12 protein-coding genes are annotated in these 13,167 nt (G+C 59.8%); 9 read left to right on the top strand and 3 right to left on the bottom strand.

From position 1 onward, the window contains the following. Positions 1-288: 288 nt before the first annotated feature. From SE86_RS03715 to SE86_RS03695, 5 genes are read left to right on the top strand one after another with little or no spacing between them, the layout of a single operon-like run. Complete coding sequence (locus SE86_RS03715; RefSeq protein WP_117355099.1) at positions 289-1,326, top strand: ABC transporter permease; 1,038 nt, start codon at positions 289-291, stop codon at positions 1,324-1,326. 10 nt (positions 1,327-1,336) lie between these two features. Beyond that, positions 1,337-2,230, top strand: a complete 894-nt coding sequence (locus SE86_RS03710) for an ABC transporter permease (protein WP_117354336.1) — start codon at positions 1,337-1,339, stop codon at positions 2,228-2,230. 1 nt (position 2,231) lies between these two features. After that, on the top strand, positions 2,232-3,212 hold the full coding sequence (locus SE86_RS03705; RefSeq protein WP_117354335.1) for an ABC transporter ATP-binding protein: 981 nt from the start codon (positions 2,232-2,234) through the stop codon (positions 3,210-3,212). Then, entirely contained in the window at positions 3,209-4,192 is a 984-nt protein-coding gene (locus SE86_RS03700; RefSeq protein ID WP_117354334.1) for an ABC transporter ATP-binding protein, read from the top strand. The genes SE86_RS03705 and SE86_RS03700 overlap by 4 nt, the downstream gene beginning before the upstream one ends. Further along, positions 4,189-5,379, top strand: coding sequence for a hypothetical protein (locus SE86_RS03695; RefSeq protein ID WP_117354333.1), 1,191 nt, complete (start codon positions 4,189-4,191; stop codon positions 5,377-5,379). Before SE86_RS03700 ends, SE86_RS03695 begins: the two co-directional genes overlap by 4 nt. A gap of 8 nt (positions 5,380-5,387) precedes the next feature. On the opposite strand, the gene SE86_RS08300 is transcribed toward SE86_RS03695, so the two are convergent. Together SE86_RS08300 and SE86_RS08170 are read right to left on the bottom strand one after the other, a co-directional pair. Next, a complete protein-coding gene (locus SE86_RS08300) occupies positions 5,388-5,519 on the bottom strand; it encodes a hypothetical protein (RefSeq protein WP_257791321.1) in 132 nt (43 codons plus the stop codon). A 184-nt stretch (positions 5,520-5,703) separates the two neighbouring features. Beyond that, the gene (locus SE86_RS08170; protein WP_212989725.1) at positions 5,704-5,994 is read right to left on the bottom strand and encodes a hypothetical protein; all 291 of its coding nucleotides are present in this window, start codon (positions 5,992-5,994) and stop codon (positions 5,704-5,706) included. A gap of 62 nt (positions 5,995-6,056) precedes the next feature. Here SE86_RS08170 and SE86_RS07900 point away from each other — a divergent pair, with 62 nt between their 5' ends. Beyond that, positions 6,057-6,326, top strand: coding sequence for a hypothetical protein (locus SE86_RS07900; protein WP_148666766.1), 270 nt, complete (start codon positions 6,057-6,059; stop codon positions 6,324-6,326). Positions 6,327-6,337: 11 nt separating this feature from the next. On the opposite strand, the gene SE86_RS03680 is transcribed toward SE86_RS07900, so the two are convergent. Next, positions 6,338-7,255, bottom strand: a complete 918-nt coding sequence (locus tag SE86_RS03680; RefSeq protein ID WP_148666765.1) for a hypothetical protein — start codon at positions 7,253-7,255, stop codon at positions 6,338-6,340. A gap of 93 nt (positions 7,256-7,348) precedes the next feature. On the opposite strand from SE86_RS03680, the gene SE86_RS03675 reads away from it, so the two are divergent. From SE86_RS03675 to SE86_RS03665, 3 genes are all read left to right on the top strand, one after another. Then, on the top strand, positions 7,349-9,598 hold the full coding sequence (locus SE86_RS03675; RefSeq protein ID WP_117354329.1) for a glycoside hydrolase family 3 N-terminal domain-containing protein: 2,250 nt from the start codon (positions 7,349-7,351) through the stop codon (positions 9,596-9,598). A 99-nt stretch (positions 9,599-9,697) separates the two neighbouring features. Next, positions 9,698-11,869, top strand: a complete 2,172-nt coding sequence (locus tag SE86_RS03670; protein WP_158543107.1) for an ABC transporter substrate-binding protein — start codon at positions 9,698-9,700, stop codon at positions 11,867-11,869. A gap of 28 nt (positions 11,870-11,897) precedes the next feature. After that, a complete protein-coding gene (locus SE86_RS03665; RefSeq protein WP_117354327.1) occupies positions 11,898-13,166 on the top strand; it encodes a hypothetical protein in 1,269 nt (422 codons plus the stop codon). The last annotated feature ends 1 nt before the right edge of the window (position 13,167 follow it).

Here is a 13,167-nt window from a genome sequence, read left to right as displayed (position 1 = left end):
AGCGATGTTATGGGGCCCCAGAGGCTCCTCCCATGTAGACGGTCTCGCTCCTGGGCAGCGCTATAAGCGATTGCGTCTGCGCCCTGACCTGTGCTAGGCCAGCAGTGGGCACTGCGAAGCCTATGAGGAAAGTGAGTAAAAGCAGGACCGCTACGAAGCCAGGTACAAGTCTTCATAAGTTGTTCGCCAATGTATACTATACAGCATATAGGTTTAAGCTCGTCTTTCGCTACATGAAAGTATATCTTATTAATCCTCGCTTAGCTGTTAGGACAAGTGGGTAAGAGGATGGCGTCCCTATCGCCGTTCGTGAAGCACGCCCTGTACAAGGCCCTTTACTATGTGCTCACCTGGTTCGTGGCAGTCTCCTTCGCCTGGTTCATACCGCGCCTGTTGCCCTATAACGCTGTCGAGATCACCGTGGCCAGCATGGAGAGGTCCTTAACGGCCGGCGGCTCCATGATCTCACCGCAGGAGTACAAGGAGATGGTGAGCTACCTCGAGGGGCTCTTCGGGGCCAACGAGCCCCTCTGGCTTCAGTACGTCAACTTCTGGAAGAACCTCTTTCACGGCAACTTAGGCCCCTCCATAGCGTTCTTCCCGGCCACGGTCAACCAGGTCATAGCCAGGTCTCTCCCCTACGACCTGATCCTCATAATACCGTCGACCGTGGTGGCCTGGGTTATAGGTAACATCATCGGGGCCCAGGTAGGCTACAGGAAGACCGGGACCCTCACTGACAGGGCCTCCATGGTGGCCTTCGTGGCCTTGAACAACATACCGTTCTTCGTCCTCGGCCTCATACTAATCATGGTCTTCGCGGTCGAACTCCACTGGGTCCCGGCCACCGGCTACACGTACTCGGCGATACCTAGGCTGAGCTGGACGTACATAAAGATATTCCTGAAGCACTGGATAATGCCGTTCCTCTCGGTCACGCTGGTCTCCCTGGGCGGCTGGGTCCTCGGCATGAGGCAGCTCATAATAAACGAGAAGAACAGCGACTACATGAACTACGGTGAGGCCCTCGGGCTGCGCGGCTCGATACTTGCGAGGTACGCCATGAAGAACGCCTTCCTGCCCCAGATAACGGGCCTCGCGCTCAGCCTGAGCACGGTGGTCGGCGGTTCCTACGTCCTAGAGTTCATATTTGGCTACCCCGGCATGGGCTACATAATGGGCGTGGCGGCCACGGAGAACGACTACTTAACGGTGGCAGGCGTGTTCGTGGTAATAGCGACCGTGGTGCTCCTCGCCAACTACATAGTTGACATCCTTTACAGCGTCCTGGATCCAAGGGTCAGGGCCGCTGAGGTAGGCGCGTGAGGCGAGGCGTTTGAGCAGGAGGCTCCCGAGGCCGCGGAGGGCGGCGGGCCCGCGGGGAGTTTGGGGTCCCCTGCTGGGCTCGCTTGTCAGGGAGAAGTTTTTCATGGGAGGGCTTATCATCATCCTGGCCGTAGCCCTCATGGGCCTGTTGGCCCCTTACGTCGCCCCCTCGAAGAACTTCCTCGCCACGGTTGGGCCGCCTAACCAGCCCCCCTCGTTGAAGTACCCGCTGGGGACGACGGGCTTCGGCCAGGACGTCCTGTCCCAGCTCCTCTTCGGGACCCGCAATACACTGTTCGTGGCTACTGTAGCAGCGCTGATAGCGAGCCTCATAGGGCTGGCCCTCGGCATCATAGGGGGCTTCCTAGGGGGAGCTGTTGACGCCGTCTTTAACTTCCTCACCAACACGTTCCTGGTCATACCGACATTCACGATGCTCCTGCTGGTAGCGACCATAGTGAAGCACCCGAGCCTTCAGCTTGAGGCCATAATAATAGGGGCCTTCGGCTGGCCATGGGGCGCCAGGGCGTACAGGAGCTTCGCCCTGAGCATGAGGAACAGGGACTACGTAACCGTCGCCAGGCTCAACGGCATGAGCGGGCTCAACATAGCCCTGACGGAGGTCCTGCCCCAGATGCTCCCCTATATAGCTATAATGCTTGTCATGACCCTCAACGGGTCCCTCATGGCCGACGTGGGGCTCGACGCCATAGGTCTGGGCCCTGGGAACACCATAACCCTCGGCCTCATGCTGAACTACGCGTGGGGCTGGGGGGCACTTGTCTACAACTGGTGGTGGTGGTGGCTGCCGCCTGTCATAGTTATCATACTCGTAGCCACGTCCCTCACGGCAGTGGCCATGGGCATGGACAGGGTGTTCAACCCGAGGCTGAGGGGGACATGAGATGAAGCTGCTTGATGTGAAGGACCTGAGGGCCTACTACTTCACGCCCCAGGGCCCAGTGAGGGCAGTTGACGGCATTTCCTTTGACCTGGAGGAGGGACAGGTTCTGGGCATAGTTGGGGAGAGCGGCAGCGGGAAGAGCACGCTGGGCAGCGTGCTGGCGAACGTCATAAGGCCTCCGCTCAGGCTGGTCTCGGGCCAGGTCCTCTACAGGGGCTCCAACATCTACTCAATGGACCCCGAGAAGCTGAGGCAGCTGAGGGCAAGAGGGATATCAATAATACCCCAGTACGCCATGAACGCCCTCAACCCCACGAGCAGGGTGAGGGACGTAATAAGGGACCTCCTCCTGTCCCATGAAGCGTCCTCCGACGAGCTCAACTACAGGCTGAAGCTGGCCAGGGAGAGGGCCCTACAGCTGGGCCTGCCGCCCTGGGCCCTTGACAGGTACTCAATAGAGCTGAGCGGGGGCATGAGACAGAGGGTCACCATACTGATAAGCACCCTCCTGGACCCTGAGGTCCTGATAGCTGATGAGCCCACGAGCGCCCTCGACGTGGTGGTCCAGAGGCTCGTCATACAGTACCTCAAGGACCTGCTGGACAGCGGCGCTGTGAAGTCAATGATATTTATAACTCACGACATATCCCTCGTCAACGAGGTGGCCACTGACCTCCTGGTGATGTACGGGGGGCAAGCAGTAGAGTATGGGCCTGTGGACGAGGTCCTGGGGAACCCCAAGCACCCCTACACCCAGAGCCTTATGGTCAGCATACCCGAGCCTGGAGTCAGGATAGCCAAGAGGCCCCTGACAGGCCTGAAGGGGGAGCCACCGTCCCTCCTGAGCCCGCCCAGCGGCTGCAGGTTCCACCCGAGGTGCCCATTAGCTATGCCAATATGCTCGAGTGAGGAGCCCCCGATGGTAAGCGTTGGGGGCAGGCACCTAGTAAAGTGCTTGCTCTACAGGGGTGAGAGGGGTTGAGCAGGGAGGCCCTCTATGAGGTTGACCGCCTGACCAAGGTCTTCAGCACGGGCTTCTTCAGGACCACCAGGATCTACGCCCTGAACAACGTCTCATTCAACGTCAGGGAGGGCGAGATACTTTCAATAGTTGGGGAGAGCGGCAGCGGGAAGAGCACGCTACTCAAGGTACTCCTCAAGGCCCTGAAGCCGACCTCTGGCAGGGTCCTCTACCGCGGGGTCCCGCTTGAGAGGTGGGACAACAGAAGGTACTGGAAGGAGGTCCAGGCCATCCTCCAGGACCCCTACTCTTCGTTCAACCCCTTCTACAGAGTCGACAGGCCGCTCCTGATGGCCGCGAAGACCTACATGCCCGAGGCCTCTGAGGCTGACAGGCTGAAGGCCGTGAGGGAGGCCATAGAGTTCGTTGGCCTTAACCCAGATGAGATCCTTGACAAGTACCCCCACCAGCTCAGCGGGGGCCAGCTACAGAGGGTCATGATAGCCAGGGCGCTTGTCATAGGGCCCAAGGTCCTCTTGGCCGACGAGATAGTCTCAATGATTGACGCCTCCCTCAGGGTAAACATCCTTAACCTGCTCTACAAGCTCGAGAAGGAGACCGGCATGTCGGTGCTCTTTGTGACCCATGACCTCAGCCTGGCCTCATACATAGCCGACAGGATACTCATACTTTACAAGGGGGAGGTCATGGAGTACGGCGACGTAGAGGCGGTCTACAGCAGGCCCTTCCACCCCTACACGCAGCTGCTCATGAAATCCATACCGCTGGTCTCAAAGAGGTGGACGGGCCGCATAACGAGCACCACGATAGAGTTCAAGACTGGCTACATAAGGGGCTGCGTCTTCGCCGACAGGTGCCCGCTGGCCACCGACCTCTGCAGGACCACTAAGCCGAGCCTGGCCCAGGTGGAGCCTGACCACTACGCGGCCTGCCACTACGCCTCCAAGAGCGCCGGGCTGTGGAAGGGGATAGGATCTTGAGCCCGCGGGCCCTGCCCCTGTTAGCTGTCCTCATCCTATTAGCCCTGGCAGTCACCCCTCAGGCCTCGGCCCAGTGCATGGTCTGCTACCCAATGATATCAAACGCCAGCTACACGCTGTTCTCCTACGCGGTGCTCAGCAACTACAACGCCTATTTCATGAAGCTCCCGCAGGGCGCCACAGCGATGATATCGCCCATGCTGTGGAACCTCGTAGGGGGCAACGGGAACGTCACGATGGTCCTCAGCGATGGTCATCTTGCAGTTTATGTAAACATAACGGGCGTGGTCAGGGCCCTCAGCTTCACTCCAGTCGTCGGCTTCCCTGACATAATGTACGGCGACTACTCCTGGGGGCCCTTCTACACCATGACGTCAACTTACAGCTTCCTCAGGCTCCCCATGCCTACAGGCCAGGTGCCCAGCCTGTGGTCCATTGTTAACTACTCCCTGTCGCTGAGGGAGGGGAGCTACAACGACTTCTCCTATGACATATGGCTCGTGAGGCACCCCGGCGCCACCTCGCTTGGGCCGAGCGACGTGGAGCTCATGCTCTGGATGTACGCTAACCAGTCCCTGGCGGGCCTGCCCTACTGGGTCACCTGGGGCAACGTGACCATGCCTACAATTATAGATGGACAGCTGGAGAACCTGTCATACCAGGTCTTCATACTCCCCAGGAACGGCGGCCCCTCGGGCTGGATGCTGATAATACTGGTACCCGAGCTCAACTATAGCGAAGGCGCCTACCACGGCTTCACGCGCGGGGTCTTTGGCGTCAACCTCAGGGACCTCATATCGACGGCCGTTAACATAGTAGGTGAGTTCAACGGGACCCAGTGGGAGTCAGGCCTCTACCTGAGCGTGATCCAGCTGGGGGCTGAGGTGGACGCCTCAGGCAACGGCACCATGTTGATGAACTTCACGGTCTACAGCTGGGACCTCTGCGGCAACTTCAGCGCCACCCAGACCTACACGGTCACGCAGACAGTGACTAGGACCGTGACCTCAACCCTGACGTCCATTTCGACCACGACCCTGACGAGCACGGTTAACAGGACCCTCTACTCAACTGTGACGGAGGTAGTGAAGGAGGTCCTGCTTACGCCCATTATCGTGGCGGCGGCCGTGGCCGTCATAGCTGTGGCCGCCGCAGCTGCCCTAACAGTTATGACAAGGAGGGGCTGAAAAAGGCCTTACTTTATGGTCAGCCCGTAAAGGGCTGCGCAGAGGGCGTAGCCCAGCCTATCGCAGAGCACGTACCTTGAGGTGAGCTCCCCCTGGTGGGACCAGTCGCACCTAACCTCCTTAGCCTGTGCCATTCTCACTCTCGCCCAGTCCTAGTTTCTTTTCTGAGGCTTAAAAATGTGTGTAGGGGTTACTTTATCAAACAAAATAGACAAAAAAGAGTCACAAAATGTATACAGCCTGTCCCACAGCGAGGGCTACGCGTCCTGACGGTATGACAAGCTCGACGCGCCCCTCATCCCTCCTCTCAAGGAGGGCCCTGACTCAGTGCCTGTTCTCGTTGCTCACGAAGGCCCTTCCCCTGAAGGCCGTGACCGTGACGCCGGAGAGGCCGACTAGGTCGTTGGGCGACGGAGGCAGGAGCCTGAGGCCCGTGCACCCATACGCAACGTCCCTCACAACCTGCCTTGAGGCCTCTGGCTGATGATACGTGAAGTAGTACATGTAGCCCGTCAAGGGGAGGGCGTAGACGTGTCTCCTCCCCCTCTCGGCCTCATAGGCTAGAACGAGCCTTCCTCCCTTGCTGACGCCGTAGGCCAGCGGCCTCGCGCCCAAGAGGTCTGACTCCCTCAGGGCGGGCAGCACTGGATAGGCCCAGGGCCTCCTGTGCGACCTTGATGATACCAGCCCCCCCGTACTCTATGACGTTGAACTCTGCCGGCTCAGGGCTCACGCCAGGCCTGAGGCCAAGGAGCTCGAGGTCCCTCCTCTCCCTGATAGCCCTGGCCAGGGCCCCTCCCGTGACCACCAGGCTTACTCCTCCCTCAAGCAGGCCCCTGAGGTCGACCGCGTCGAGAACGCCCTCGGTTATCAGGGCGCAGTCACTATCGCCTGGCCTCCCGAAGGACAGGGGCACCCCGGCCTCGGCCAGGAGGTCAGGGGCATAGTCGTCATGGAGCTAGGGGTAGGCGGTCTGAACGGGCAGGACCTTAACGCCGAGGGTCTGCCCTAGGGGTCCCTCAAGGGCTGGCCTCAGGGACCTGAGCTCCTCGGTGAAGGCCCTCACGTGCTCCCTCCTCGACTCGTCAAGTACCTCGGTCCCCTGGTACAGGGTCACCTCCTCGACGCCTGAGAGCGCTGAGTACCTGAGCTGGTACCTGAATAGGTCGACCGAGATGGGCACGCCGTTGAAGTAGCCCGAGTAGCTGTCGAACCAGGCCCCGACTACCTTGCCTCCAGAGAGCTCGTTGACAAGCTTGACTATTACAAGGGACCCATAGCTCGCTGTCCCCTCCCTTGACTCCGTGCCCACGTATATGCCGTCGAAGAGCCCTGCGAGGCGACCTATGTCAAGGCCCCTGAGGTAGAACTGCTCCCTCCACTCGGCCACCTTGAGGACCACCCTGGCCCTCGGGTTTACGTCCATTGCGGCCCTCACGACCTCCTCTGAGGCCCTGTAGAGCAGCTCCGAGGAGTAAGCTGCGTGCCTGAGCCTTGCAGCCTCGTCAAGGAGCAGGTCGCCCCCCTTTACCCCCTCAATATCGTCAACGCACCAGTTGGCCCAGAAGTCGTCTATTAGGAGTATGTCGAAGAGCCCCGCCAGCTCGGCCATGGCCTTGGCGTAGACCTCCATGTTCCTCCTGTCGCTCAAACATCCCGTCACCTGCCAGCTGCCGTGCCTGCCCATCCCCTGTCCCCAGGTGCCTATGGCCAGCTCTCCCTGAACGTCAAAGTCCTTCGACAGGGCGTCCCTCAGCCTTTCAATCACCTCAGGCCTGAGCATGACGCCGTCCCTGTATTTCTCCAGGTACAGCCTCTGGAAGCCCATCTCCTTGGCCCTGTCAATGAGCCTGGAGAGGAGGGCGCTGTCTGACAAGAGGCGCTCCATGGAGTACCTGTTAACGTAAAGGGCCTCACCTTGAGGCTGGCCCTTTTTACCCGGAGGCCTTCTAGCTATTAGGGACTTTGGTTGCCTCACGCCACGATCAGGCCTGAGCACATCCTGAGGGCCAGGGAGGTCGTGGCCAGGCTCTCCGTTGAGGAGAAGGTGGCCCAGCTCGAGGCCGTGCCCTTCACGCACTTCCTTGATGAGAGCGGGAGGTTCTCCGAGGCGAAGGCAGAGGAGATAGCAAAGTACGGCGTCGGCATAGTCAAGAGGGTCTACGGGAACGGGGCGTTCCTTGACAACGCCCAGATGGCCAGGGAATTCAACAGGCTCCAGGAGTTCCTCGTCAAGAGGTCCACGGCCAGGCTCCCGGCCATGATCGAGGAGGAGGCAGCCGGGGGGCTCATGGCGCCAGGGGCCACAGCCTTCCCGTCGCCGCTGGCCATGGCCAGCACCTTTGACCTGGAGCTCATGTCAAGGGTGGCTGACGCGATAGGCAGGCAGGCCAGGGCCCTTGGGGTGCACCAGCTCTTCTCCCCCGTGCTGGACCTATGCCTTGACCCGAGGTGGGGTAGATGTGAGGAGACCTTTGGCGAGGACCCCAGGCTCGCCGCCGCCATGGGCATCAACTACGTCAAGTCCGTCCAAGCCCACGGTGTTGCGACCACCCTCAAGCACTTCGTGGCCTACGGCATGTCTGAGGGAGGGAGGAACGGGGCCAACAGCTGGGTCGGCGAGCTTGACCTCAGGAACCTGGCCCTCGTGCCCTTTGAGTCAGCGGTTAAGGAGGCCCGTCCCCTGTCAGTCATGGCCTCCTATAACGACATTGACGGGGTGCCAAGTCATGCCAACGGGCTACTGGTAGATGGCGTGCTCAGGGGCGAGTGGGGCTTCGAGGGCTTCGTGGTATCTGACGCAGAGGGGATTACCAGGCTCCTCTGGCTTCACAGGGTCGCCAGGAACGCTGAGGAGGCGGCCCTGCTGTCTCTCTCGGCCGGCATCGACGTTGAAAACAGCTATGCGCCCATGAGGGAGAGGATCTTCTGGTCCCTCGTGGAGGCCGTAAGGTCAGGCAGGCTGCCCGAGTACATACTTGACAGGCACGTGGAGAGGGTCGTGGCAGTTAAGGCATCGCTTGGCCTCCTGGAAAACCCCTACGTGAGCTACGACGGGGGCCCTGTTGAGACAGCCGAGGACAGGGCCCTGGCAAGGAAGGCGGCCGAGAGGGCAATTATATTGCTCAAGAACGACGGCGTCCTCCCCCTCAGCAGGGGCTCGAGGGTCCTGTTGACAGGACCTGGGGCCTCGCAGCCCCTGGCCATGTTGTTCGACTACCACCTCCAGGCTCACAGGGACCTCGGGAGGCAGGTGACGCCAGTGGTTACGGTCCTTGAGGGCCTCAGGTCGCTGCTGCCCAAGCTGGACCACTGGCCCGTGAGCAGCTTCACCTCGTGCAGAGATGATGAGGTAGAGGGCGCCAGGGAGGCGGCCAGATGCCATGACGTGGTAGTGGCCGTCGTGGGCGAGAGGTCGGGGGGCTTCTGGCTTAGGGATAGCGAGGTCCTCTCAGGCGAGGGCGTTGACAGGGACCCGACGCTCCCTGACTGCCAGCTCAGGCTGCTCAGGTCCCTCGCCGGCTCAGGGGCCAGGCTAGTGATAGTCATCATCGCGGGCAGGCCCATATCGCTGCCAGAGGATGTAATCAACGCCGCCTCAGCGGTACTCCTCACCTTCTACCCCGGCGAGGAGGGAGGCGACGCCATAGCCAGGGCCCTCGTGGGACTCGTAAACCCCTCAGGTAGGCTGCCTGTGACCATCCCCTCCTCCGTAGGCGATGTACCGGTCCATCACGGCCTCCGCAGGTCCTCAGCGTCAGACATAACTGCCAGAAGGCCAAGGCCTCTCTTCCCCTTCGGTCACGGCCTCAGCTACTCAAGAGTCGCCTACTCAGACCTCAGGGCGGGCCTTGAGGGGGGCGTGCTGAGGGCCAGCCTGAAGCTCTCTAACGAAGGGCCCCTGGAGGTTGAGGAGGTGCCCCAGCTTTACGTATCGCCCCCCTCAAGGCTCTACGAGATGCCCTCCCTTGAGCTGATAGGCCTCGGGAGGGTCCGACTCGGGGTCGGCGAGTCGATAGGCTTGAGCTTTGAGGTAGGCCTTGAGGCCCTCTCCGTCTACATGCCAGGGGGCCGCCTGCTAGTTCCAGCGGGCACCTACGAGCTCTACGCGGGCCCCTCATCGGCTGACCTCAGGCTGAGGGCTGAGGTGGAGATCAAGGAGGACCTGGAGCTGAGGGGCAGGGGAGGGGTTCTCTGGGCGACCGCCAAGGCGCTGTAAGGGTTTATTTGAATTAAACAGGAAAAGGGATCTACTTTCATATAACGAAAGTCGTATTTAAAAATGCCCCCAGCACTGTATACTAGTGGCGAAATGCCCTTGAGGAAGTTAGCTCTAGGCCTTGTGGCGGCCGTCCTGTTGGCCCTGTCCCTCGTCGGCTTCCTGTCGCCGTTCTCTGGCTTCATGAGTGCCAGGGCGCAGACTCCATCGCTAATAGCGCTGCCCTCGTCCCAGACGGTCTACGTAGGGGGCGTCAGCTGGAGCCCCATAACTACCCTCAACCCGTTCTCAACAGCCAATGTCATAGACGACCTGGAGCTGGGCCTGGTATACCTGCCGTTCTTCCTGTGGTCTCCGGTTACACAGCAGTACTACCCTGCCCTGGGGGAGAACTTCACCGTGACCTCAGTCACGGTGCCCGCCTCCCTGGTCTACGGGCCTAACGCGACGGGCACCGTTGACAGGGCGGCCCTTGAGATATGGATATGGCCTAACGCGACGTGGCAGGACGGCTACCCTGTCACAGCTGATGACGTCGTGTTCACTTACTACCTGGGCAAGTACTTCCCGTCCCTGTCCTGGGGCTATATGTGGAGCCCAGGCCCTGGAGCGATCCTTAACGTGACCCCAGTCAATGAGAAGGAGGTCATGTTTATATTCAACAGCACGCCTTCGTCGCCGCCGTGGGGCACCATACTTGCCATAATGACAAGCCCCTCGTACCCTGTCCTGCCTCTGCATGAGTTCTACCCCAACCTGAGCGCCTTCTTTGCCAACAGCACCAAGTGGAGCCCGCTCACCTGGAGCCCTAACGTGACCCAGATAATAGGTGATGGACCCTACAGGGTCTACGCCTACACGCCGAGCGAGGTCGTTTTCGTTAAGTGGGACAACTGGTGGGGCTGGAACATCTGGGACGTGCCAGCCAACGGCATGTACGCCCCTGAGTACGTCGCAGACGTGGTGATAACGTCAAACCCGCAGGCCATATCAATGTTCGAGACGGGAGAGATGACGTGGGGAGGTTACTTCATCACTAACGTCTGGACCCTCAAGAGCCAGGGCATCTACACCTACACGAGCAACCCGCCGTGGAACCTGCAGGAGGGTCCATGGGTTATGTTGCTGATGAACGAGAAGTACCCGCCCTACAACATAACCCTGGTCAGGAGGGCCATAGCCTACGCCATAAACACCTCGCAGCTGGCCGCAGTAGGGGAGAACGGGCAGGAGGAGCCGTGCAACATCAGCAACGGCTTCGGCTTCTTCGCCCCCTACAACATCTACTCAGAGGCGTGGGGCAAGTACATAAACATGTCGATAATCCAGAAGTACGGCTGGACGTTCAACTTAACAGAGGCCCAGCTGCTCATGCAGCAGGTGGCCAGCGAGTACGGCTGGCACAAGAACTCCCAGGGCTACTGGGTCATGCCCAACGGGGCAGTTGTGAACGCCACCATAATCGTGCCCTACGGCTGGACCGACTGGATGGAGGACGCTGACCTCATAGCACAGAACCTGTCAAAGATAGGCATTGAGGCCTCCACGGTGTTCCCGACGCAGAGCCAGTGGTACACAGAGGTGGCCATGGGTGAGTACTCGATGTCACTTATGTACAGCTGGTCTGGCGTGATACCAGCAACCTGGTTTGAGTACTACTTCTACACCATAGGCACGGCCCCGGTGGGGAGCTGGGCATGGGCTGACATGGAGAGGTTCAACAACACCGCCGCCTGGACAGCCTACAATGACGTGAATAAGATATACTCCATTAACCCTGATAACATGAGCGCCCTCATGCCGCTCTACGACCAGCTCCTCACGATCTGGCTGAACTACACTCCTGTCATACCTCTCATGACCAACGGCATCTGGTATGAGTACTCGCCAACGTACTGGGCCGGCTGGCCCAACGAGACCACAGGCTACCTCTTCCCGCCTGCCCCATGGGACAACCCAGGCAATGCCTACGTGCTGGTTCACCTGCACCCGAAGGGCGTCACGATCACCACGACTACGCCTAAGCCCATAACGGTCACGTACACGACATCCACAACCACGACAACTACCACGACGGCCACAACCACGACAACGACGACCTCCGTCTCGACGACCACCGTCACGTCGGTCACCACAGTAGTCTCGTCAACGCTGAGCACCCTGACGACAACCGTGACCAAGCTGGTGACTTCAACGACCTACATTGCCATAGCTGTCGTCGTGACCGCCATAGTGGTCGGGCTGATAGTCTGGGCTGTCATGAGGAGGTAACTCCCAAGCCGGCCTCAGGTGTTTTTCTTTGAGGTCCCTTTTCCTTCTTTTTCTTTGTATTTTTACTCTGCTGGCCGCTGCCCCGCTAGCGTCATCTCTAAGCCCTGCAGCCTCAGCTTACGTTACAACACTGGGCGGCGGTCCATGGGAGTACGTAGAGCTCATACCCCCGGTTAACGCCACAGCACTTGAGGTTGTGCCCTGCGTGACGCTCTCCCAGGCCCCTGGCGGGCAGTACTCTCAGTACAACTTAACCTTCGCCTCCGGCGTCAGCGTTGTCATAACGCCTGACGCGTGGAACACAAGGTCTGGCAGCGGCGAGGTGACGGTTAGGGCGTGTGGCAATGGCTTCTTCGCCTCAATAGTGAATTACAACGCCACAGCCACAAACGTCTACGACACCGTGATGGGCTACCCTGAGATCATCTATGGGTATAAGCCGTGGGGGCAAATCATAACGGGCCAGAGCCCCTACCTTCAGCTCCCGGCCAAGGTCGGCGACCTGCCGCTCATAGTTGCCTACGTTAATTACTCCCTGGGCTTCCCTAACGGGCGCGGCGACTTCTCCTTCGACATTTGGCTGACCAGGTCCTACGAGCCCTCCTCGGTCGGCGCGGATGACCTCGAGATAATGGTGTGGTTCTACCACAGCCCCGGGTTCAACCCGGCCGGCTACTCAAGGCCTAACGCGACCTTCTACATACCAACCATGGTGGACGGCAGGGTCGTCAACGCCACGTGGCAGGCCTACGTGGCCCTTCACTTCCCCTGGACCTACATGGCCTTCGTGCTGACGCCTCCCCTCGCTAACGGCTCCGTAGCCGTGCCCCTTAGCAGTATATTCAGCGACGCCTCCCTGCTCTGGTCCCAGGTCTCTAACTACAGCTTCGACCAGCTCTACCTAAATGATGTCGAGCTTGGCATGGAGTACAGCTCCGTCCAGTGGCCGCCCGTGAACGTTAACGTGAGCGCCTGGTACAAGGTGTACTCCTACGGCTTCCTGGTGGCGCCGAGGCAAGTTACCACTGTCACGAGCACTACAACCTCAACAACTACTATGACTTCAACGGTAACGTCTACAACAATGCAGGTGACCACGCTCACAAGAACTACCACCTCAACAGCCATAGTAACTTCAACTATAACATCTACAACAACGTCTGCCCTTACAGTGACGTCGACCACAACCGTGACCAAGCGCGTGGGCGTCGGGACCTACAGCTTTGCGGCCCTGTCCCTAGTGATAGTTTTACTGGCCGCGGCGCTGGTCGTAGTGCTCCTAAGGAGAGGCAGATAAA

It is taken from the genome of Acidilobus sp. 7A (genome assembly GCF_003431325.1).
GTDB lineage: Archaea > Thermoproteota > Thermoprotei_A > Sulfolobales > Acidilobaceae > Acidilobus.
Note: the sequence above shows the minus strand (reverse complement) of the source record. Positions and strands in the feature narration are given on the sequence as shown.

Bases quoted from the DNA above. Each gene is read 5' to 3' on its own strand.
- SE86_RS07900 (WP_148666766.1), top strand. From the start codon at position 6,057: ATGATACCAGCCCCCCCGTACTCTATGACGTTGAACTCTGCCGGCTCA.
- SE86_RS03715 (WP_117355099.1), top strand. From the start codon at position 289: ATGGCGTCCCTATCGCCGTTCGTGAAGCACGCCCTGTACAAGGCCCTT.
- SE86_RS03705 (WP_117354335.1), top strand. From the start codon at position 2,232: ATGAAGCTGCTTGATGTGAAGGACCTGAGGGCCTACTACTTCACGCCC.